General features: G+C 64.8%; 22 protein-coding genes. 7 read left to right on the top strand and 15 right to left on the bottom strand.

Annotated features, from left to right (window positions below; genetic code table 11):
- The first annotated feature begins 83 nt into the window (after positions 1-83).
- The gene (locus J3367_RS12145) at positions 84-1,157 is read left to right on the top strand and encodes a tartrate dehydrogenase (RefSeq protein WP_024350099.1); all 1,074 of its coding nucleotides are present in this window, start codon (positions 84-86) and stop codon (positions 1,155-1,157) included.
- A gap of 123 nt (positions 1,158-1,280) precedes the next feature.
- Here the strand turns inward: J3367_RS12145 and J3367_RS12150 are convergent, their stop codons facing one another.
- Positions 1,281-2,168, bottom strand: a complete 888-nt coding sequence (locus J3367_RS12150; RefSeq protein ID WP_024350098.1) for a LysR family transcriptional regulator — start codon at positions 2,166-2,168, stop codon at positions 1,281-1,283.
- A gap of 106 nt (positions 2,169-2,274) precedes the next feature.
- Here J3367_RS12150 and J3367_RS12155 point away from each other — a divergent pair, with 106 nt between their 5' ends.
- Positions 2,275-3,438 carry a mandelate racemase/muconate lactonizing enzyme family protein gene (locus tag J3367_RS12155; RefSeq protein WP_024350097.1) on the top strand — a complete coding sequence of 388 codons (1,164 nt, stop codon included), beginning with the start codon at positions 2,275-2,277 and terminating at the stop codon, positions 3,436-3,438.
- 191 nt (positions 3,439-3,629) lie between these two features.
- On the opposite strand, the gene J3367_RS12160 is transcribed toward J3367_RS12155, so the two are convergent.
- The 9 genes from J3367_RS12160 to J3367_RS12200 form a co-directional block, all read right to left on the bottom strand.
- The gene (locus J3367_RS12160) at positions 3,630-4,373 is read right to left on the bottom strand and encodes an SDR family NAD(P)-dependent oxidoreductase (protein ID WP_024350096.1); all 744 of its coding nucleotides are present in this window, start codon (positions 4,371-4,373) and stop codon (positions 3,630-3,632) included.
- 188 nt (positions 4,374-4,561) lie between these two features.
- Entirely contained in the window at positions 4,562-5,842 is a 1,281-nt protein-coding gene (locus J3367_RS12165) for a TRAP transporter large permease (RefSeq protein WP_024350095.1), read from the bottom strand.
- A 2-nt stretch (positions 5,843-5,844) separates the two neighbouring features.
- Positions 5,845-6,375: a TRAP transporter small permease gene (locus J3367_RS12170; RefSeq protein ID WP_024350094.1), complete on the bottom strand. Its 531-nt coding sequence runs from the start codon at positions 6,373-6,375 to the stop codon at positions 5,845-5,847.
- 83 nt (positions 6,376-6,458) lie between these two features.
- Complete coding sequence (locus tag J3367_RS12175; RefSeq protein WP_024350093.1) at positions 6,459-7,463, bottom strand: TRAP transporter substrate-binding protein; 1,005 nt, start codon at positions 7,461-7,463, stop codon at positions 6,459-6,461.
- A 466-nt stretch (positions 7,464-7,929) separates the two neighbouring features.
- A complete protein-coding gene (locus J3367_RS12180; protein WP_024350092.1) occupies positions 7,930-8,619 on the bottom strand; it encodes a GntR family transcriptional regulator in 690 nt (229 codons plus the stop codon).
- Positions 8,620-8,862: 243 nt separating this feature from the next.
- Positions 8,863-9,648 (bottom strand): SDR family NAD(P)-dependent oxidoreductase, encoded by a 786-nt coding sequence (locus J3367_RS12185; RefSeq protein WP_024350091.1) that lies wholly within the window; start codon positions 9,646-9,648, stop codon positions 8,863-8,865.
- Positions 9,649-9,659: 11 nt separating this feature from the next.
- Positions 9,660-10,601 (bottom strand): LLM class oxidoreductase, encoded by a 942-nt coding sequence (locus J3367_RS12190; RefSeq protein WP_202814803.1) that lies wholly within the window; start codon positions 10,599-10,601, stop codon positions 9,660-9,662.
- 124 nt (positions 10,602-10,725) lie between these two features.
- Complete coding sequence (locus J3367_RS12195) at positions 10,726-11,097, bottom strand: DUF1330 domain-containing protein (protein ID WP_081651876.1); 372 nt, start codon at positions 11,095-11,097, stop codon at positions 10,726-10,728.
- Between the two features lie 46 nt (positions 11,098-11,143).
- Positions 11,144-11,446: a DUF1330 domain-containing protein gene (locus tag J3367_RS12200; protein WP_024350088.1), complete on the bottom strand. Its 303-nt coding sequence runs from the start codon at positions 11,444-11,446 to the stop codon at positions 11,144-11,146.
- A 233-nt stretch (positions 11,447-11,679) separates the two neighbouring features.
- Between J3367_RS12200 and J3367_RS12205 the strand changes: the two genes are divergently transcribed.
- The gene (locus J3367_RS12205; protein ID WP_421461190.1) at positions 11,680-12,588 is read left to right on the top strand and encodes a LysR family transcriptional regulator; all 909 of its coding nucleotides are present in this window, start codon (positions 11,680-11,682) and stop codon (positions 12,586-12,588) included.
- A 128-nt stretch (positions 12,589-12,716) separates the two neighbouring features.
- Complete coding sequence (locus J3367_RS12210; protein WP_024350086.1) at positions 12,717-13,703, top strand: zinc-dependent alcohol dehydrogenase family protein; 987 nt, start codon at positions 12,717-12,719, stop codon at positions 13,701-13,703.
- A 180-nt stretch (positions 13,704-13,883) separates the two neighbouring features.
- Here the strand turns inward: J3367_RS12210 and J3367_RS12215 are convergent, their stop codons facing one another.
- From J3367_RS12215 to J3367_RS12230, 4 genes are all read right to left on the bottom strand, one after another.
- Positions 13,884-15,506 (bottom strand): ABC-F family ATP-binding cassette domain-containing protein, encoded by a 1,623-nt coding sequence (locus tag J3367_RS12215; RefSeq protein ID WP_024350085.1) that lies wholly within the window; start codon positions 15,504-15,506, stop codon positions 13,884-13,886.
- A gap of 1,027 nt (positions 15,507-16,533) precedes the next feature.
- Positions 16,534-16,947, bottom strand: a complete 414-nt coding sequence (locus tag J3367_RS12220; protein ID WP_024350083.1) for a hypothetical protein — start codon at positions 16,945-16,947, stop codon at positions 16,534-16,536.
- Positions 16,948-17,042: 95 nt separating this feature from the next.
- The gene (csgH, locus tag J3367_RS12225; protein ID WP_060576888.1) at positions 17,043-17,429 is read right to left on the bottom strand and encodes a curli-like amyloid fiber formation chaperone CsgH; all 387 of its coding nucleotides are present in this window, start codon (positions 17,427-17,429) and stop codon (positions 17,043-17,045) included.
- 59 nt (positions 17,430-17,488) lie between these two features.
- On the bottom strand, positions 17,489-17,923 hold the full coding sequence (locus J3367_RS12230) for a curlin (RefSeq protein ID WP_024350081.1): 435 nt from the start codon (positions 17,921-17,923) through the stop codon (positions 17,489-17,491).
- 342 nt (positions 17,924-18,265) lie between these two features.
- On the opposite strand from J3367_RS12230, the gene J3367_RS12235 reads away from it, so the two are divergent.
- Complete coding sequence (locus tag J3367_RS12235; protein WP_051141559.1) at positions 18,266-18,646, top strand: IS5/IS1182 family transposase; 381 nt, start codon at positions 18,266-18,268, stop codon at positions 18,644-18,646.
- A gap of 76 nt (positions 18,647-18,722) precedes the next feature.
- Here the strand turns inward: J3367_RS12235 and J3367_RS12240 are convergent, their stop codons facing one another.
- Positions 18,723-18,962, bottom strand: coding sequence for a DUF1153 domain-containing protein (locus tag J3367_RS12240; RefSeq protein WP_081651875.1), 240 nt, complete (start codon positions 18,960-18,962; stop codon positions 18,723-18,725).
- 810 nt (positions 18,963-19,772) lie between these two features.
- Between J3367_RS12240 and J3367_RS12245 the strand changes: the two genes are divergently transcribed.
- On the top strand, positions 19,773-20,900 hold the full coding sequence (locus J3367_RS12245; protein ID WP_035694824.1) for a YcaO-like family protein: 1,128 nt from the start codon (positions 19,773-19,775) through the stop codon (positions 20,898-20,900).
- Positions 20,897-21,727, top strand: a complete 831-nt coding sequence (locus J3367_RS12250; RefSeq protein ID WP_081651874.1) for a TfuA-like protein — start codon at positions 20,897-20,899, stop codon at positions 21,725-21,727. Before J3367_RS12245 ends, J3367_RS12250 begins: the two co-directional genes overlap by 4 nt.
- Positions 21,728-21,755 lie beyond the last annotated feature (28 nt).

Genomic DNA, 21,755 nt, shown 5'->3' on the forward strand with positions numbered 1-21,755 from the left:
CGCCGCGCCAGCGTGACACCCCAACCCGACGCGGGCTCAGTCGAGCGCCGCGACCCGATCCATCAGACGAAAGGGATCCTCCCATGAAGCACTACAACATCGCCGCGATTCCCGCCGACGGCATCGGACCGGAGGTCATCGCCGCCGGGCTGCAGGCACTCGAGGCGCTGGCGCGCCGCGACGGCAGCTTCCAGATCGACGTCACCAGCTTCGACTGGGGCTCGGACTATTACCGCAAGCACGGCGTCATGATGCCGGCCGACGGCACCGACCAGCTCAAGCCCTTCGACGCGATCTTCTTCGGGGCGGTCGGCGCGCCGGACGTGCCGGATCACATCACCCTGTGGGGCCTGCGCCTGCCCATCTGCCAGGGCTTCGACCAGTACGCCAATGTCCGGCCGACCAAGATCCTGCCGGGCATCAGCTCGCCGCTTGCCGGTGTCGGCCCGGGCGATCTCGACTGGGTGATCGTGCGCGAGAATTCCGAGGGCGAATATTCCGGCCATGGCGGCCGCGCCCACAAGGGCCTGCCGGAAGAGGTCGGCACCGAGGTGGCGATCTTCACCCGGGTCGGCGTCACCCGCATCATGCGCTACGCCTTCAAGCTGGCCCAGTCGCGCCCGCGCAAGCTGCTCACCGTGGTCACCAAGTCGAATGCCCAGCGCCATGGCATGGTGATGTGGGACGAGATCGCTGCCGAGGTCGCCAAGGAATTCCCGGACGTGACCTGGGACAAGATGCTGGTCGACGCGATGACCGTGCGCATGACGCTGAAGCCCCAGAGCATCGACACGGTCGTTGCGACCAATCTGCACGCCGACATCCTGTCCGATCTCGCCGGCGCGCTGGCCGGCAGCCTCGGCGTCGCGCCCACCGCCAACATCGATCCCGAGCGCCGCTTCCCCTCGATGTTCGAGCCGATCCACGGCTCGGCCTTCGACATCACCGGCAAGGGCATCGCCAACCCGGTCGCGACCTTCTGGACCGGTGCGCAGATGCTCGACCATCTCGGCGAGAATGCCGCCGCCGCCCGGCTGATGCAGGCCGTCGAGAAGGTCACCGGCGAGGGTATCAAGACCCCCGATGTCGGCGGCACGGCCACCACGCAAGAGGTGACGGACGCGGTCTGCGAGGCCATCCGCGCTTCCAACATCTGAAAGCGGCGAACCTCAAGCGTCTCGGCGCGGCGACCAGTGCTTCGCCGCGCCGAGACGATCGTTACGGGAAGGCGGCGATCGCTGTGCCCTTCCCGTCCTGTCCCGATGCGACAGGCAGCACCATCAGGGCAGCGCCGCCCAGGCCGCCTCGATCGTCGTACCCTGCCGGCCCTTGTGCCGGTAGAGCCGGATCTCGATCGGGATCGGCATGGCGCCCGACGCGACCCGAACCAGCGTCCCCGCCTCCAGACTGTCTTCGGCAAGGGTCATGGGCAGCCACGCCAGCCCCTCGCCTGACCGCGCCATCGTCAACAGCGTCGCGGCGAGATGCGACGTGAACACCTGTTCGATCCGGTCGGCCGAACGCTCAGGGCGCCAGACGGCCGCGATGATCCGGCCGAGGCCGGACGGCTCGCTGTAGCCGAGGTAAGGCGCCGGGCGCCCGGCATCGAGCGACCAGATCGCCTTGCCCTCGGCATCCGGGGCGCTGACGAGGACGAGGCTGTCCGACCCCACGACGACGCTGTCGAACTGGCCCGGCTCGAACTGGCTGCGCATGGCCGGGTGATGATGACAGAGCATCAGCGACGCCTCGCCGCGCAGCATGATCTCTTCGCAGGCCATCATGCTGTCGGAGACGAGATTGAGATTGCCGCGGCCGAACAGCGCGTCGTTGCCCCGGATCCAGCGCGGGAAGAAGGTGAAGGACAGAGCGTGGGTCGCCGCGATGGTCAGGACACCGGCGTCGATGCCGGCCGCGGCCCTCGTTTCCTGCCGCAGCCGCTGGATATCCCGGCTCAGCATGACCGCCTGCGCATGAAACACGGCGCCGGCCGCCGTCATCGCGACATGGTGCGTCGTGCGCGTGAACAGGGGCGTGCCGACCCAGGACTCGAGGGCCCGGATGCGGCGGCTGAAGGCGGGCTGCGTGATATGCCGCCGCTCCGCCGCGCATGAAAAGTTCAGCTCGGATGCAAGCGCCAGAAAGTCCTCGAGCCAGATCGTCTCCATCGGCAATGCCCAATCGGTATGACCACAGACCGATCTAGCATTGGCCTTTGCCCCCGGCCAGCGCTACCGACGGTCCAGCCGAACACGCCAGAACCGGAGCTTTGCCATGCGTATCGTCGACGTCGTCGAGGTCACCAAGCCGATCGCCTCGCCGATCCGCAACGCCTATATCGACTTCACCAAAATGACGACGAGCCTCGTCGCCGTCGTCACCGACGTGGTGCGCGACGGTCGCCGCGTCGTCGGCTACGGCTTCAACTCGAATGGCCGCTACGGCCAGGGCGGCCTGATCCGCGAGCGGTTCCGCGATCGCATTCTCGAGGCCGACGGCGCCTCGCTGATGAACGATGCGGGGACCAATCTCGACCCGCGCCGCATCTGGGCGGCGATGATGATGAACGAGAAGCCCGGCGGTCACGGCGAGCGGTCCGTCGCGGTGGGCACGGTGGACATGGCGGTCTGGGACGCGGTCGCCAAGATCGCCGGCAAGCCGCTGTTCCGGATGCTGGCCGAGGAGAAGGGCCGCGAGGCCGATCCGCGCGTCTTCGTCTACGCGGCCGGCGGCTATTATTATCCCGGCAAGGACAATTCGGCGCTGCGCAAGGAAATGCGCAGCTATCTCGATCGGGGCTACACGGTCGTGAAGATGAAGATCGGCGGCGCCTCGCTGGACGAGGATCGCGGCCGCATCGAATCCGTCCTCGAAGAGCTCGGATCGCAGGCGCGCCTCGCCGTCGACGCCAATGGCCGCTTCGACCTGGAGACGGGCATCGCCTACGCCAAGATGCTGCGGGAGTATCCGCTGTTCTGGTACGAGGAGGCCGGCGATCCGCTGGACTATGCGCTGCAGGCGGCGCTGGCGGAGTTTTATCCGGGTCCGATGGCAACCGGCGAGAACCTCTTCTCGCACCAGGATGCGCGCAATCTCCTGCGCTATGGCGGCATGCGCCCGGATCGCGACTGGCTGCAGTTCGACTGCGCCCTCTCCTACGGCCTGGTCGAATACCAGCGCACGCTGGAGGTCCTCGCCCAGTTCGGCTGGTCGCCCTCGCGCTGCATCCCGCATGGCGGACACCAGATGTCGCTGAACATCGCCGCCGGCCTCGGCCTCGGCGGCAATGAAAGCTACCCGGACCTCTTCCAGCCCTATGGCGGCTTCCCCGACGGTGTGACGGTGGAGGACAGCCACATCGTCATGCCCGAACTCCCGGGCATCGGCTTCGAGGGAAAGTCCGACCTCATCAAGGTCATGCGCGATCTGGCGGAATAGAAAAGTCCTGGCCGAGGAAGTTCGGGGCCGAAGGGCGGGAAGGCATGCAGGTTGTCGGTCGTTCGTCTGGAACGCCGCCTCTGCCCTACCTCCCCCGCGTTCTGCGGCATCGCTGAGCGCGATGCCGGGGTCCGGCGTCCGGTCGAGCGCCTTGCGGTCGCTCGCGAGCCCGGCCCCCGGTTCCGGCCAACTCAGCTGAAGAGCATTCCGCCGTTGATGTCGACATTCGCGCCGGTGACGAAGGACGCCTCGTCGCTGGCGAGGAAACAGACCATGTTGGCGACGTCTTCCGACCGGCCCTGACGCTTCAGCGGGGTTGCCGCCTCGACGTTCTTGCGCACTTCAGGCTTGGTGAAGATGTTGTGGAAGTCGGTGTCGATCATGCCGGGGCACAGCGCATTCACGCGGATGTCCGGGCCGAGTTCCTTGGCGAGGCCGCGGGTCATCGCCATGATGGCGCCCTTGGAGGTGGCGTAGGCGACCGCCCCCGGTCCGCCGCCGTCGCGGCCTGCCTGGCTCGCGATGTTGACGATGGCGCCCTTGCTCATGTGGGCGAGAACCGCCTTGGTCATCAGGAAGGTGCTGGTGACGTTCAGGTCCATGACGGCCTGCCAATGCTCCAGCGGCATCTCGCCGACGGTCTTGCGGGCGATCAGGCCGCCGGTGTTGTTCACCAGGATGTCGACGGTGCCGTAGGTCTCGACCGCCTTGGCCACCAGCGCGTCGACGCCGTCCGGCTTGCTCAGATCGCCCTGCACCGCGATCGCCTGACCGCCGGCAGCCGTGATCGCGTCCACCGTGGCATGGGCGCGGTCGGCGCTGGCGAAATAGTTGATGACGACGTTGGCCCCTTCCCGGGCCAGTCGGATCGCGCAGGCGCTGCCGATGTCGCGGCCGCCGCCGGTCACGATTGCTGTCTTGCCACTCAGTGTCATCTCATGTTCCTTCTGTTCGTGCTGCGTGCAGCGATGTGTTCGTTGAACCGGATGGGCGCCGGGGCGCCCGGCACACGGAGGTTTTCATACGCCGTTCGCGTCGGCGTCTAAGTGGTGATCCGCGCCCGCATCCCGCGACAGCGAGACCCGGGCGCCGACAGGGCATGTCGGCCCGCAGCTGCGCCTCGTCAGTTGAGGAGCGAGGGAAGCCAGAGCGAGATGCCCGGCACGTAGGTCACCAGCAGCAGGGCGGCGAGAATGGCGAGGTAGAAGGGCCAGATCGTCCGCATGGCCGCTTCCAGCTTGATCCGCCCGACGGCGCAGCCGACGAACAGGCAGGTTCCCACCGGCGGCGTGCAGAGCCCCAAGCCGAGATTGATCAGCATCATGATGCCGAACTGAGTCGGGTCCATGCCGAGGCCCTTGGCGATCGGCAGGAAGATCGGCGTGCAGATCAGGATCAGCGCAGCCATGTCCATGATCATGCCGAGAACCAGCAGGATCACGTTGATCATCAGGAGGATCATGATCGGGTTGTCGGAGATCGAGACCAGCAGCATGCTGAGCTTGGTCGGCACCTGGTAGAGCGCCAGGAGATAGGCGAAGGAGCTGGCGAAGGCGATCAGGATCATCACCATGGCGGTCGTGCGAACGGCACTCGCCAGGGCGATGAGGAAGGAGTTCAGCGTCAGGCTGCGATAGTAGAAGGCCGTCAGGAGGACTGCATAGATCGCGCCGAAGGCGCCGGACTCGGTGACCGTGAAGACGCCCGAGAGGGTTCCTCCGACGATGATGACCGCCGTCATGAAGCCGGGAATGGCATCGGCCGCCGTCCGGCCCACGACGCCCCAGCCCGGGAAGGGTTCGGCCGGGTAATTGTGCTTCACCGAGATGATGTAGGCGGCGACGGCCAGGCAGACGCACATCAGGATGCCCGGCAGGACGCCGGCGAGAAACAGGCCAGAGACGGAGATGCCGCCGCCCGCCGCCACGGCGAAGATGATCATGTTGTGGCTGGGCGGAATGACGATCCCGGCGATCGACGACGTCACCGTCACGTTGACCGCGAAATCGGGCCGGTAGCCGCGCTCCTTCATCACCGGGATCAGCAGCGAGCCGAGGGCCGAGATATCCGCCACGGCCGAGCCGGAGATGCCGCCGAACAGCATCGAGGAGAAGATGTTGACCATGGCGAGGCCACCCCGCAGATGGCCGACGATCGCCGAGGCGAGCTTCACCAGCCGGCTGGCGATCCCGCCATGCAGCATGATCTCGCCGGCGAAGACGAAGAAGGGAATGGCCAAAAGGGAGAAGACGGAGACGCCGGCGGTTGCCCGCTGGAAGGTGATCAGCGTCGGGAATCCCTCGTACCAGAAGGCCGCGGCTGCCGCGATGCCCATGGCGAAGGCGACCGGCGCGCCGATGATCACTCCGGCGCCGAAGACGCCGAGCAGAATGGCAAGTCCCACGTTCAGAGATCCTTGATTTCGGCTTCGGGATTCCAGTCCCCGAAGGACAGGATCCGCAGAAGACCGCGGGTGCCGGAGAACAGCATGACGAGGCCGCCGCAGGAGGTGATCGCCAGCGTGCGGAAGCTCTCCGGTATCCGCAGCATCGGAAGCAGCGTGTCCCAGCCGAACTGCATCAGCGTGATCCCGGCGACGAGCATCGTCGCGCCGAAGGCAGCCAGGCAGACATCGATGGCGATCATCACGATCTTGCGGGCCGTCGGCGGCAGCATGTCGCGAAACAGCGTGACCCCGATATGGGTGTCTTCCTGGACCCCGACGGCCGCGCCCAGGAAGGCGATGTAGCAGATGAGCAGAAGCGCCAGCTGCTCGACCCATGTCGGCGTGACGTTCAGGACATAGCGGCCGAAGACGAGCCAGCCGAAACTCGCGATAAGCAGCGCCAGCGCGGCTGTCGCGACGATCATGCAGGCCTTGCGCAGGTGCTCGAGCGTGCGCCGGAGCGTCAGAACGGGGAATGAGGATGGCGTCATGGCTGCCTCGGACGATGCGGGCCGCAGGGCGGCCGCTCCGCCTCCGCAGGGAGACGAAGCGGCCTATTCGACCTTGAGGGAGCTCAGTCCGCTTCGCGGATCATGTTGACGAGGTCGGCCATGCCCGGATTGTCGGCGAGATACGCCTCATAGACCGGCGCCATCGCGTCCTGGAACGCATCCTTGTCGGCGATGGTGTTCACCTCGGTGCCGCCGGCCTTCACCGTTTCCAGGCTGGCCGCCTCGCGCTCGTCCCAGAGCTTGCGCTCCATGGCGGCGCTGCTGCGGCCGGCCGCCATGACGATCTCCTGCTGCTCGGGCGTCAGCTTGTCCCAGGCCTTCAGGCTCATGCACAGGCATTCGGGAATGATCAGATGCTCGGTCAGCGAGTAGTATTTGGCGACTTCGTAATGGTTCGTGGATTCGTAGGATGGCGGGTTGTTCTCCGCCCCGTCCACGACGCCGGTCTTGATCGACTGGTAGACCTCCGCGAAGGCCATGGGCGTAGCGTTGCCGTCCATCGCCTCGACCATCTTGACGAAGAGGTCGTTGCTCATCACCCGGACCTTCAGGCCCTCGACATCGGACGGTGCGTTGATCGGCTTCACCGAATTGTAGAATGACCGGGCGCCCGCGGAGTACCAGCCGAGCGGGACGATGCCCTTGGCCTTCATCCCCTCGCCGATGGCGTCGCCGACCTCGCCGTCCATCAGCTCGTACATCTGCGGCACGCTCTTGAAGATGAACGGCAGGGCGGTGACGTTCGCTTCCGGAACCGCCTGCCCCATGGGGCCGAGATTGAACTCGCCGAAGTCGATCACGCCGAGCCGGACCTGCTCGATCGCGTCGGGCTGATCGCCCAGGACGCCGTTGTGGTAGATCTTGGAGGTGACCTCGCCGCCCGTCTTCTCGGCCACTTCCGCGGCAAACGCCTCCATGGCGATCGAGACGGGATAATCCTCCACATGGATGTTCCAGCCGCGCAGTTCGGCAGCCGAGGCGGCGCCGCCCAGCGTGGCGAATGCCATCAGCGCGGTCAGCGCGGTTCCGGCGGCAGCGCGGCGGCGCAATGTCTGGGTCACGGTCATGTTTCCTCCCTGTTTGGTTCGGATTCCGCGACCGCCAGGCCTCCACCACGCCGGTCCGCGAAACGTCATCGACCATGCTCAGCGATGGCCTGTGCGAACTTGTATACTAGTCGACGTTCGGTTTATGAAGCGCAAGTTTGCAAACCGGCCGCGATGCGTTCGCAGCGAAGGGGGCGAAAGCGATGATCGAGAGCGTGAAAGGGCGCCGCGTTTGCGTAGCAGAGCTAAGGGAAGCGCTTCGCCACATCGGGCTTCCGCCCGGACACAAGCGGAAGTCCATTCGCAAAGGCCTACCGGGCCCTGCCGCGCAAGCGGTCGGGCGGCAATGAAGAATGGTCACCACGCCGTCTATGACGCGATCGGCGATGCTTCGGGATGATGTGAGCGGGCCGGCGCGTGGCGGCCCGGCCGAGGCCCGGGGATCGGCTACCGGCGGTGCGCGCGGTGCGTCACGCGAGCGACGCCTTCAGTCCGCGTCGTCGAAATAGGAGGCGTGCTGCTGCTTGATCAGTTCGATCGTCGAATCGAGACGTGTCAGATGCAGCATGCCCGCAGCGACCGCCTCCTCGGGGCGCTGCGCCTTGACCATCTCGGCGATCTGCTGGTGATCCTCGACGAGCTGCGGCATGCGGTCTTCCTTGGACAGCGACAGCATGCAGAGCCGATCGACCTTTGCTTTCTCCGTCGCGATGACGTCGAACGCATAGTCGACGCCAGCGATCTCGCAGAGCGTTCTGTGGAACTCGTAGTCGAGCGTGATGAAGCCTTGCGAGTCCGACCGGCTCAGGGCGCTGCGCTGCTCTTCGAGACTGAGGTCCAGCCGCCGGGCATCCTCGTCCCCGCAGAAGCGGGCGGCCCGCCGCAGCACCTCGGACTCCACCGAGGCGCGGACAAAACGCGCCTTCTCGATGCCCTTGTTCGAGAAGCGCTTCACCTCGGTCGATCGCTGCGGGCGGATCAGCAGGAGATCGAGATTGGCTAGCCGGTTGAACGCGTCCCGGACCGGTTGGCGGGACACGCCGAAACGGGCGGCGATCTCGGTTTCGGAAATCTTGGCGCCCGGCAGGAGACGCAACGAGACGATCTCGCCGTAGAGATAGCTGGTGATCCTGTCCATGCCGGTGCGGCGATCCCAGGCCTGCGTTTCGTCCATCATGTGCAGTGCTCTCGTCGCTGGCTCTTGCCCGAAACCGGGTTCATGTTCCTGTTCAGGGGCCAACGCATGCGGATGACCATGGCGTTCGGGTCTGCTCGCGGTTCGAAGACGGCCTCGCCCCGGGATTGGGGTTGAAGGCCGCCGATCGCGAAACGGTCGCAGGTCGGGCAGAGAGCTTATAGCCCCGAATGCCGCATTTCACGCAACACTTCCCGGGGCGGGCGACCGCAATCCTTCCCTCTCCTAGACGAGACCGTTGATTGTCCGCATGAGGGCTTCGCGCTTGTCGGCGTCCTGCGCATCGGCGTGGGGGAAGGCGAAGCGGCGGCCGTCATTGTCGTAGTATCGGCCCGATGCGTCGGCGAACTCGTCCGACGTGGCGGCGCGCGAGAGGATGTCGACGCCGATGCCGATGTCGTTTCCGCTCGTGCCGAAGGCGGCCTTGACCATCTTGGTGCCCAGCAGCGAGCCTGGATTGACGGCGACGACGACCGGGCCGTCTTCACCCAGCTCGTCGGCCAGCGATCGCGACAACATGGTCAGTGCCAGCTTGCTCTGGGCATAGGCGGCTCCGTCGGACAGGCGCTTGCCGCCCGTCAGGGCCTCAAGGTCGACGGGCGCCTGTGCCGCGGAGGAGAGATTCACGATCCGCGATCCCCGTCCCATGATTGGCAGGAGCTCGCGGGTCAGCACGTAAGGGGCGATCGTGTTGACCGCGAAGCGCATGTCGAGCCCCTCGGCGGTCACCGTCTCCGCCGTCCCGTAGACGCCGGCATTGTTGATCAGCACGTCGAGACTGTCGTGCCGGTCGCGAACGGCCTTCGCCAGCGATCGCACCGCGTCCGGCCGGGACAGATCGGCCATGTAGGTCTCGACCGACGCGCCGTCGGGCATGGCGCTCGCGGCCGCCGCCAGTCTGTCGGCGCTGCGGCCGTGCAAGAGGATCGCATGGCCGTCGGCGGCGAGCTTCTTCGCCGTTTCCAGCCCGATACCATCGGTCGAACCGGTGATCAGAATGGTCTTGGACATGGTGGACATCCTCAGTTCGAGAAGGCTGGCAACAGCTCGTCGGCCAGGCGTTTCATGGTGGTTTCGGTATCCGCACGATTGAAGCGCAGGTTCAGCGCGACATGGTTCACGCCGATCGCCTCGCGCGCCTTCAGGTAGCGTGCCAGATGGCGCATCCCCAGTCGCAGGCCGAGATGGATCGGTCGGGGCGATGCCTCGGGATCGTCCTCCAGGTCGATGTAGAGCGGCTCCATCGCCGGTTTCGCGGCGCCGCCCGCATCATGTGTCCGGGTTCGCCAGTCGCCGATGATCCGCGCCTGCGTGGCCGCGTCGCGCGGATAGAGCATCCAGCCGTCACCGTGGCATGCGATCCATTCCGGATCCTGCTGGCTGCCGCCGGTGACGAGAAGCGGCAGCCGCCCGCCGACCGGCTTGGGCAGCATGTCGATGCCGCCGTCCAGACTGCCGACCAGGCTGTCGAAGGCCGGGGCGTCGGCGCCCATGTGGCGGATATAGTCGTAGCTCTCGCGAAACCGCATGCCGCGGTCGGCGAAAGACGTGCCGGTCGCCGGAAACTCGTCGGGACGGTCGCCCGATGCGATACCGAGAATGAGCCGGCCGCCCGACAGCACATCGACGCTGGCCGCCGCCTTCGCGACATGCGCGGGATGGCGCAGCGGCAAAACCACGCTGGCCACGCCAAGAGCGATCCGCTGCGTCATCCCGGCCAGAAGGCCGAGATAGACGAACGGGTCGTAGGTCTGGCCTGCGTCGCCGAAGGACGGAACGTTGAACGGCACGTCGCGCAGCCACAGCGCCGCAAAGCCCAGCTCGTCCGCCAGTCGTACCCGCTCGAGATGCTGCGTCATCGAGGGCACGGCCCGCGTCGCATAGGTTTCCAGGGGCACGACGAGCCCCAGGGTAAGCCGGTTCGGCCGGAACACCGCATTGTAGGCGCGGTTGATCGTTGGCAAGTTCCGGCTTGCGACGCGGTCCAGCATGTCCAGGCTTTCGCTCTCTCACCCATGTTCGGCTCTCGCCGCAGCAAGAGAAGGCGCCGCCTCGCCGTCAGGCCGACGGTGGCGCCCCCTCCGACGCTCAGTTGGCCAGGGCGTCCTTGCCTTCGACCAGCACGTGATGGCTCACCGAGCCCTCGGTCCGCGCCTTCAGGTGCGGGCTGTATTCCGGATCGTTGACGAACGCCTCGGCGGCTTCTTTCGACGGCCACTCGATGATGATCTGGAGGGCGGCATCGTCCCGGTCGCCTTCCAGACGTTCGTGGTTCGAGGTGCGCGCGAGGAATTTCCCGCCATGGGCCGCGACCCGCTGGTTTGCGACGGGAAGATAGTCGGCGACCCACTCATCCGTCGTCGGCGTGACCGACATGATGGAATAGTAGGGGATGGATTCCTGGGCGGCAGCCGTGGAGATGGCCGAAGCCAGCACGGAGGCGAGGATGAGCGTCTTCATGGTTCGTTTCCCTGGTGAAGCGTGACGGAATGGATCGGCGGCGGACTCAGGCGAGATCGTCCTTGCCCTCGACGACGGCGTGAACACTTCGCGAGTTCGCCAGGCGCTGCTGGAGGTGCGGCGCATATTCCGGATCGCTCTCGAAGGCTTTCGCTGCTGCGACCGACGGCCATTCGATGATGATCCGCAGCGCAACGTCATACGGCTCCCCCTCGATCTGCTCGTGCGACTGCGTGCGGGCGAGATACCTGCCGCCGTGGCGCGCGATCACCTTGTTCGCGGTGGGCAGATAGTCCTCGACCCAGTCTGCGTTCGTGGGCGTCACTTCGAGTACGGAATAAGCGGTCATGGTCTCATCTCCTGGATTGCGGACGACGGACGCCTGTCCGGTGCGGCTCGGTTCATGTCCTGGAAGGGGCGCGCGACGGCATTTCGATGCGGATCTACGCGCTGAACTGCCGGGCATGTCGGCAACCCGCCGGGGCATCCGTCTCCATGCTGACACTAGGGAAGATCGCTATTTCCGAAAGCTGAGTAAACTGCGCATAATGCGATTCAGTATTTGCGATACGGATATAATCGATGGATACCGACAACCTGCGTCTGTTCGTCCTCGCTGCGGAGCGGCTGAACATCAGCGCGGCGGGGCGCGCTCTCGGGATGACGCCGGCGGCGGCAAGCACCCGGCTCGCCAAGCTGGAACATTCGCTCGGCGCGGAACTGCTTCACCGATCGACGCGCAAGGTGTCGGTGTCGATCGAAGGGATGGAGTTCCTGCCCTTTGCGCGCGAGATCCTCGCCCAGCAGGATGCGGGCCTTGCCGCGCTGGGGCGGGGCAACCCGACCATCACGGGCACGCTGCGTTTCGCCGCCTCGTCGACCTTCGCGGTCGAGTATATCGCGCCGCTGGTCCCCGACTTCCTCGACAGCTACCCGCATCTGAAGCTCGATCTGCGACTGTCGGATGCGCCCTTCGATCTCATCGAGGGATCGTTCGACCTGGCGCTCCGCAGCGCCCCGCTGGCGGATTCGTCGCTGAAGGCGCGTCGCTTGGCGGATGATACGCGGGTCCTTGTCGCCGCGCCGGCCTATCTCGCCCGGAACGGGACGCCGACAAAGGCCTCGGACCTCAGGGATCATCGTCTCATCGGCTTTCGCAACGCCCTGCCCCGACCGCTGCGCGGGCCGCAGGGGACCGACCAGACCTTCGACCCGGGGGCAACGAACTGCCGGCTGATCGTCGATGATGGTGCGAGCCAGAAAGCCGCGACGCTCGCTGGCGCGGGTATCTCGATGAATTCGCTCTGGTGCATTCACCGCGAACTGGCGGAGGGCACGCTGGTCCGGGTTCTGGCCGACCACGAGATCGACGATGGCTCCGTCCTGTGGCTGGTCTATCCGAAGTCGAATATCCTCTCGCCCAAGGTGCGGGTGCTGATCGACTTTCTGGTCGACCGGATCGGCCGCAACCCGCCCTGGCTGCAGGCATAGCTGCCGTCACCACTCGGCGGACGTGGACGATTATATCCCTTAGACGAAAACTGAACTCTGAAATCCGCCGTTTATCGCATTATCCTACGGTGTAGCTTTGTTGGGAAACCAGCCAATGGAGCATGACCATGCAGACGATGATCCTTGAGGAATACGGGCCGACCGCTGCATTTCGCCCCCGGGAGCAGGCCAGGCCGTCGGCGTCCGAAGGGCATGTCGTGGTTCGCATCGCGGCGACCAGCGTCAACACGATCGACATGATGATCCGCAACATGGGATCGGATCTGGGCTTCGCGCCTGCACTTCCGGCGATCCTCGGCATGGATTTTGCAGGTACGATCGAGGAGGTCGGCGCCGGGGTCACGGATTTCGCGGTCGGGGACGAGGTCTATGGCTGCGCCGGCGGCCTTGCCGACCTGCAGGGGGCGCTGGCGGAATATATGCCGGCCGACGCGAGACTGATCGCCCACAAGCCGAAATCCCTGTCCATGCGGGAAGCCGCCGCCCTGCCGCTCGTCGGCATCACGGCCTATGAGGGTCTCACCCGCGCAGGCGTCACCAAGGGACAGAAGGTCCTGGTGCACGGCGGGTCCGGCGGCGTCGGGCATGTCGGCGTGCAGCTTGCAAAAGCCTTCGGAGCAGAAGCCTACGCGACCGATAGCGGCGCCGAGCGGATTGCCGTCGTGAAGGAGCTTGGCGCGGAGCCGATCGACTTCAGGACCGAAGCGGTCGCGGATTACGTCGCCGCCCATACCGGCGGGGCCGGGTTCGACGTCGTCCTCGACACTGTGGGCGGGGCCAATCTGACGAACTCCTTCGCGGCGGTTGCGCTGAACGGGCATGTCGCGACCACGCTGGCGATGGCCGAGCTGGATCTGACGCCCGCACATCTGAAGGGCGCGTCCCTGCATGTCGTCTTCATGCTGATCCCGATGCTGCACGACAAGGATCGGAGCGCCCATGGGGCGATCCTCGCCGAACTGGCCCGTCTCTGCGACGAGGGCGCGTTGAAGCCGGTGGTCGACGAACGGCGGTTCAGGCTTGCCGAGGTCGAAGACGCCTATCGGCACCTCGCCAGCGGCAAGGCGATCGGCAAGGTGGTGGTCGTCGTCTGACCGACCAGAGAGTGGGAGCGGCCCCGGGGATGCAGCCGCTCTCGCTCGCGAAACCGAACCTGCACGATCGCGGACTCGCGCAAAGCGGATCGCCCGTACCTGTTGCGGTGCCACACCCTGCTCCGCGCCCGCCGTTTGTCCGCGATCCATCCCTGAGGCGTCTCAGGGGCGCCGCGGGGCTCAGCTCCGCAGCCCCGGGGCCTCCTGGCCGGTGCGCTCGACATATTCGGCATAGCCGCCGCCATAGAGATGCGGCCCCTCCGGCGTCAGCTCCAGCACGCGGTTGGAGAGCGCCGCCAGGAAATGGCGGTCGTGGCTGACAAAGAGCATCGCGCCTTCGTAGCGCGACAGCGCCTCGACCAGCATCTGCTTGGTGGCGATGTCGAGATGGTTGGTGGGCTCGTCCAGGACGAGGAAGTTCGGCGGGTCGAACAGCATCCTGGCCATGACCAGCCGGGCCTTCTCGCCACCTGACAAGACGCGGCACTTCTTCTCGATCTCGTCGCCATAAAAGCCGAAGCAGCCCGCCAGCGAACGCAAAGGCGCCTGGCCTGCCTGCGGAAAGCTGTCTTCCAGCGTCTGCAGAACGGTGCGGTCGCCTTCGAGCAGCTCCATGGCGTGCTGGGCGAAATAGCCCGTCTTGACGCTCGGCCCCCGGGTCACGTTGCCGATATCCGGCTCCGAGGCACCGGCGACCAGCTTGAGCAGCGTCGATTTGCCGGCACCGTTGACGCCCATCACGCACCAGCGCTCGCGCCGGCGCACCTGGAAGTCGAGGCCCTGATAAATGGTGCGATCGCCGTAGCTCTTGTGGACGGCCCTGACGGTTGCAACGTCCTCGCCCGAGCGCGGCGCCGGTTGGAACTCGAAGCGCACCGTCTGCTGGCGCTTGGGCGGCTCGACGCGCTCGATCTTGTCGAGCTTCTTGACCCGGCTCTGCACCTGCGCGGCATGGCTGGCGCGCGCCTTGAAGCGCTCGATGAAGGCCACTTCCTTCGCCAGCATCGCCTGCTGTCGCTCGAACTGCGCCTGTTGCTGCACCTCGGCGATGGCGCGCTGCTGGCGATAGAACTCGTAGTCGCCCGTATAGGAATTCAGCGCGCCGCCGTCGATCTCGATGATCTTGTTGACGATGCGGTTCATGAATTCGCGATCGTGCGAGGTCATCAGGACAGCGCCGTCGAAGCCCTTCAGGAAGGTTTCGAGCCAGATCAGGCTTTCGATATCGAGATGGTTCGACGGCTCGTCGAGGAGCATGATGTCGGGGCGCATGAGCAGGATCTTTGCCAGAGCCACGCGCATCTTCCACCCGCCGGACAGCTCGCCGACATCGCCGTCCATCATCGCCTGACTGAAGCCGAGGCCGTCCAGCACCTCGCGGGCACGCCCGTCCAGCGCATAGCCGTCGAGTTCGTCGTAACGCTCCTGCGCTTCCCCGTAGCGGGTGATGATTTCGTCCATCTCGTCGGCGCGGTCGGGGTCGGCCATGGCCGCTTCCAGCTCCGCCATCTCGGCCGCCAGGGCGCTGACCGGTCCCACCCCGTCGATCACCTCGACCACCGCGCTGCGGCCCGCCATGTCGCCGACATCCTGGCTGAAATAGCCGATGGTCACGCCACGGTCGACCGAGACCTGGCCTTCGTCCGGCAGTTCCTCGCCGGTGATCATGCGAAACAACGTCGTCTTGCCCGCGCCGTTCGGGCCGACAAGCCCGACCTTTTCGCCGCGCTGTAATGCGGCCGACGCCTCGATGAAGACGATCTGCTTGCCGTTCTGCTTGCCGAGGCTTTCAAGGCGGATCATGCGGGGATTCCAGGTGGGAGCGAGGGAGGAGCCGCCTCAAACCATCCCACCCGCTGCCGTGCAAGGGGCCGCGACGCCACCGGCCGGTTTTGTCGGCGCTCGTACGGCGTTGGACTATCCACGCAGCCTCAGCGGGTTTTAGTCAGAGGGCCATTTCAGTCGGAGGATTCTCTCCAGCCGAGACCAACGATTTCAGAGGGATGGAGATTCTTGGCTGGGGCGGCAGGATTCTGACCTACCGGAATAGCCGAAATAACCCCTTGATTCCCTTGCCTTCACGGCTGCGACTTGATTCTAAGTGTAGCACCTGAAGGTCCCACGGCAAGGCCTCCCTGATCCATAAACCGAGGCTGCGTATGGCCGAGATAAACTGCGGGTCCGCAGCCGTTCCGTCCAAAGAGATGGTTGTGGAAGTCTGACCGACCTGAGAGCGTGAGCGGCCACAGAGATGCCGCAGCGTTCAACCGCGAGACTGAACAGGCTCCCTTCCGGCCCAGCCAGGACTGGATCGCCTCTAACTGCTCCGGATTTACTGTCTGCTCCGCCCGACCGTTCTTTCCGCGGCTCATGCTCAAGGTTATTCGCCGCCGGCCGGGACTGCGAGGCATCGTGCGAGGAACCGCCGGAAGGCTCATGGTTGGAAGGTATGCTGGTGCGCAGACCCCGCATGCTGGTCTCGCTCGCGCTGGCCAACACGGTGGCGCACATGGTCTGGGTGCTTCTTGCTAGGCAGGAGAATTACAGCGCGCCGGCACCGGTCGGGGCGTGAGGCCAAGACTGACGCCAGAGGTCGCCGGTGGCGCAGGCGGTCGAAGGAGGGAATGGCAGAGCGCGTTCCAGCGCGAAAAGCTGATATGGATCCGACCTGCGGACTCCTTACGGCCCGCAGCACCGCCCTGCAACAAAAGGCCGGACAGATGGAGGCACCCGACCACGCCGATACCCGGAATCACCCCTTGTTCTTCAAGGCGGCCACAGAGGTCAGACAACTCCTGAGCGCACCGAGCCTGAAAGCTGACGATCCCCGTCACCAACCGTAGGTAAAGGTCGCGCCGCTGTTGCGGTTGCCGGATTGGACGACGGCGTCGCGGGCTCCGCGTCCGAATTGGAAGAGACCGTAGGCGTTGCCGTCGCCGTTCTGCTCCAGCGTGCCAGAATGGCCATTCCCGCGCTGCTGGACGAGACCGACATTGCCCCGTCCGCGCTGGGCGAGGCCGGCGTTGTTGCCCTGGCCTTTCTGCCGGATCGAGCCGTCCTTGAGGCCGTTATAGAGCGAATAGATCCGCAGCCCCGCTTCAACGGCCCCGCTCGTCTGCCGGTCATTCGGGACGAAGGTCCACGACACCTGGCCGCCGGCGGCCGCGGGCGTGGCGAAGGTCGCCGGGGCGACCACAGCAATGGCAAGTGCGGCCGCAATGGCGTTCGCGGAAATGAAGGTCATAAGATCTCCGTTCCCCGGTCTGTTCCGGGACATGCGTGGAGTTTGGAAACGGCCCCTACCGGGCCGGCGCGGCAAAGCAGGGTATTGTCGCTTCGTCAGATCTTGCCGCCGACCCGGCCGGAGCAGGATATCGTCTTGCCATCGATGACGACGGTCAGATCGGCGTCGTAGCCGGAGCCGCCGGCGCTGAGCGTGACCATGCCGAGTTGTTCCGTCCCGCCGGAAGCGATGGCGAAGGGCCCGCCTTGCCGGATGTCGGTTCCCCGACCCGAGACGTGGAACGCATACTTACCACGCGCTGACTTCGCGGCATGGGCGAGCGCGGTCAGTTCGACCGAACCGCCCCGGCGCGAGACGTCGAGTTCGCACCGGATCGGCGCCTCGCCCGATCGCGTGACCGCTGGGCCGGCAAAGGCAGCGGTGGTGGCGCCGAGGAGAACCAGAGCCGCGGCGAGGCGGTGGCGAGGGCGGAGCAATGGCATGGCGGGCCTCATCAATGGGATGGGAATGTAACGGGTGGGACGCGCCGCTCAGCGCGGGGTCAGTCGCAGGCCTGGACGAGGGCTGCAACGTTCCCGCTGCCACCCTGCGCGACGTCGGCCGAGCAGCCGCGTCCGACCTGAACACCGGCCGCAATGTTGCCGTGACCGTCCTGAGAGAGGATTGTCGTGTGGTCGGAGCCGAACTGGCCGATGCCGGCGGAGTTGCGCCTGCCGTACTGGTAGGTCGCGCCGTAATGCCTACGCCCCTCCTGACCGACAACCGACAGATTGTGCGAACCGCGCTGCTCGCTGACCGAGCGATTGTATCGGCCGTCCTGATGGACGCGGATACGGTTGCGGTAGCCTTGCTGAGATCCGCCGGCGGAGTTCGACCAGCCGTACTGGTCGAAACGCACGTCGTTGGCGGATGCTGGGGTTACGGTCGTCAGGCCGGCGAGAACAACGAGGGCAGAAGCAAGGGGCAAGCGGATCATCTGGGCATCTCCGACAAGAGCACATCGGCTCGGGATGGAATGACCCGAACTTGAACCCGGCGGTCGGAACCGTCGCTGAATGCCTCGTTCATACCGCGTTCAGCGCCACACGATGACCGGAGGGCCGAAGGCGACGGGCAGGCTTCCGGGTGTCTCAGGTCGACGATCTGAGATCGTTGTTTGTTGCCGCCTCGTCTTCATTTAGCGATATGAACATCAACTCCATTGACAGCTTAGCTTAACTGATGCGGAGTGGCAGGTGATCGAGCCGCATCTCCCGCCGGTGAGCGTGACGGGGACGGGACGGGACGGGACGGGACGGGACGGCCGAGATCATGAGACATGCGAGAGATCGTCAACGCGATTTTCTACGTCATGCGCGGTGGCATCGAATGGTGCCTGTTGCCGAGCGACTTTCAGCCATGGAGCACGGTCTACCGATGGTCTGCGGCTTGGCGTGACAGCTGCATTTTCGAGAAGATCGACCACGCTCTTGTCATGGCCGACCGAGAGCGGACGGAACGCGCTGCCAGTCCCACGGCGGCAATCACCGACGGTCAAAGGGTCAAGACCACCGAAGCGGGCAGCCTTGTGGTTACGACGCCGGCAACAAGATCAAGAGTCGTTGAACGGTTCCTCGACTGGATCAACCGAAACCGAAGGCTCGCTAAAAACTTCGAAGCCACGATCGGTTCCGCCAGAGCCTTTCTCTACGCCGCCTAGATCATGCGCCGCATCCCCAAGCTTCATCAGTTTTAAATCAACTCTAAGAGATGTGTGGCATACAAACCCGAGCGGCTCAGTCGGGTTTCCGCTTGCGATAGTTCTCAGCGCGCGTTGTCTGAAGGCCCGAAACGCCATAGCGATTTTCGAGCCTCTCCCACATTAGAAACTCCTCCCGAGAGATCTTGTATCTCGCACATGCCGCATCTGCGGTTAGGTCGCCGCCCGCCACAGCGCCTACCACCGACGCTTTCCGACGAGGCGTCCATCTCTCTACGTCATATGGAGGCAAGACGTCCCGCATAACGAGCCTCATAAAACGGTTTGACTACGAAATACAGTAAACCAAAATCCGACTTTATTTTGACAGCACATCACAAGCAGATTCAATAGATACGCTACGCCTGCAGAGCGATCCCGTCATCATATTGACACAAACCCGGCGTGCTCTTCGAACGCCGGGAAAGGCGCGGTACCGGTAGCGAGGGCATCGATGCAGACGGGGAACTCCTGTCGATTGCCCTCGCGGCGGCCGCCGGGCAAAGCGCAATCAGTCCATCATCTACGCTTTCAATAACTATGCCTGCCTTAATTCTTGCTTGAAGCTTGGCCGCGATCTATCGCCTCAGAGCACGGGCGCACTGCCAAACCATGCGCCATCCGACAATGAATAGCGACGTTCGGGCCCCTCTCAGACACGCCGCAAGCAGAGCCCAGCACTTCGTCAGAAGTCCGCCACCGCTTCCGGTCGGCCACGGATCGATATGTCTGTCGCGCCGCAGCATTGTCGCTGCGCTCCAAGCGCGCCACCGAGGCCGAAACAGGCTCCGCAAATATGTGTCTGCAAAGTCTAGCGCAGAGCGCACTCTGCCGCGGTGCTGCCCATGTGTTAGGATCACGCATCTCGCTGTCGACTCTTACTACCGCTACAGGCTCGGCCGTCGGTTCAGGCTTGACCCCAATGAACGGCCAACGTCCTTGCGACACAATCCTCGAAACAGCTTCCGAAAGATGGCAGCGGGCCGACAACCCAGTTTCGCGATAACTTTATGTGCTGAGTGAATGCATGGGTGAGGCTACGCTTCCGTACACGAAGGCTACGCAGCTGGACACGCTAGTGAGCCGGATGTCGGAGTTTGGAATTACCCGGCTTGCAGACGTCACAAACCTTGATCGGATTGGGATCCCTGTGGCGCTAGCCATCCGTCCTGCCGCCAGGTCGGTGAGCGTTTCACAAGGGAAAGGGGTCGATCTCACAATCGCGAAGATCTCTGCGTTGATGGAGGCGATCGAGGTCTGGCACGCGGAGAATATCACGCTACCTTTGACGTTAGACAGCATCGCCAACGTTGCCGCGTCGGGACGCGCCATCGATGTCTCACGTCTGCCCCGGATCTCAGGCGAGGCGCGCTCGCCGCATTCGCGGGTGCTCTGGGTGGATGGGGTCGAGCTCCGCTCAGGACGAAAGCTGCTCTTGCCGTTCGAGATGGTGCATGCTGACTATTCCGAGCCGCTCAAGCCAGGGTACGGTCTGTTTCCGGCCAGTACGAATGGACTAGCTTCTGGATCGACGAACGCAATGGCGCTTCGCAGCGCCCTTTGCGAGGTGATCGAACGGGATTCGGTAGCGGTGTGGTCGGCTCAATCCGCGGAGGCACGGGCAATAACGCGTATTGACCTTACTTCGATCGACCATCCTATCGCTGCGGCCACCTGCGCGAAGATCAGCGACGCCGGACTGCGAGTTGCAGTATGGGATGTAGCGACGGATGTCGCTGTCGCGAGCTTTCTTTGCTTGATCTGGGAAGATGTGGCGGGGCTCGGGCACATAGGGCTTGGTTCAGGCACGCATCCGCAGCGACACATAGCGCTAATTCGGGCGCTTACCGAGGCCGCGCAGACCCGCCTGACCTATGTGACCGGCTCTCGGGATGATCTCGAGCCCGCGGAGTTTACGCCGCGTGGTCTGATGGGAAAGAGGAGGTATGTGGAGTGGCTCCTCGCCGACAGCGTCCCTCCACGCCGCTACAACATTGGCCCGTCTTTCGCGACCTGCGCACCAGAGGATCAGGTGAGTTACTTGCTCGACCGCCTTGCAGCGTGCGGTATGAACGGAGCAGTCGCTGTTCACCTTGACAAGCCGGGCGTGGGTATCCCGGTGGTGCGGGTAATCGTCCCCGGACTCGAGGCGCCGCACGACGGCCCTGGCTACGTGCCTGGCCCTCGTGCCCGCGCCGCTGCGGAGCAACAATGAGCGTCGTGCTTTTCGCTGGGCCTTCCTTAGCTCGTTTGGAGCAACCGCTACCGCCTGTCTTCGATCGGCAGCCGCCAGCGCGGAATGGCGATGTTTTTCACGCAGCCCAGTCGCGGCCAGACGCCATTGCCCTCGCTGACGGCTTCTTCGAGGGGGTTCTGGCGGTCTGGCACAAGGAGATCCTCTGGGCGCTGTCTCTTGGGATACCGGTCTTCGGAGCAGCAAGTATGGGTGCGCTTAGAGCAGCGGAACTCGATGCCTACGGCGTGGTTGGGGTCGGCCAAATCTATCAGGATTATCGAAACGGCAATCTCGAGGCCGACGACGAAGTCGCGCTCCTGCATGGGCCAGAGGACGTCGGCTATCTACCGCTCACCGAACCGTTGGTGAATGTCCGCGCTACAACTAATGCCGCGCAGCAGGCTGGAATTTTCGGTCCCTGCACTGCGCAAGCAGTGATGCACAGTGCAATGGGCTTGTTCTACAAGGCTCGGACCTGGACAAATATCATGGAGGGCATCGCTACTACGGAAGCAACCGATCTTAAGCGTTTCCGAGCTTGGCTACCGGCTGGGCGCGTTGATCAGAAGCGAAAGGACGCACTGGCGATGGTCGCTTTGGTAACAGAACTCTGCAGCCGTGATGCGTTGCCGCGCGTCCACCACGACTTCGAACCGACATTCCTGTGGGACCGGGCCTTAGCAGGCTGGAACGAAGGAAGTCAGCCTGCCAGGTCACTGAGCCGGTCACCCCGGGGCGGGCGCGAGACGTTGGCTAGCCTGCTCCGTGATGCAGTGGTAACTTCACCCCAACGCCGAGACCGTTAAGGCGAGCAAGCGGACGGCAGCCTCTGGG

This window comes from Aurantimonas sp. NFXS3 (assembly GCF_049132005.1).
Lineage (GTDB): Bacteria > Pseudomonadota > Alphaproteobacteria > Rhizobiales > Rhizobiaceae > Aurantimonas > Aurantimonas coralicida.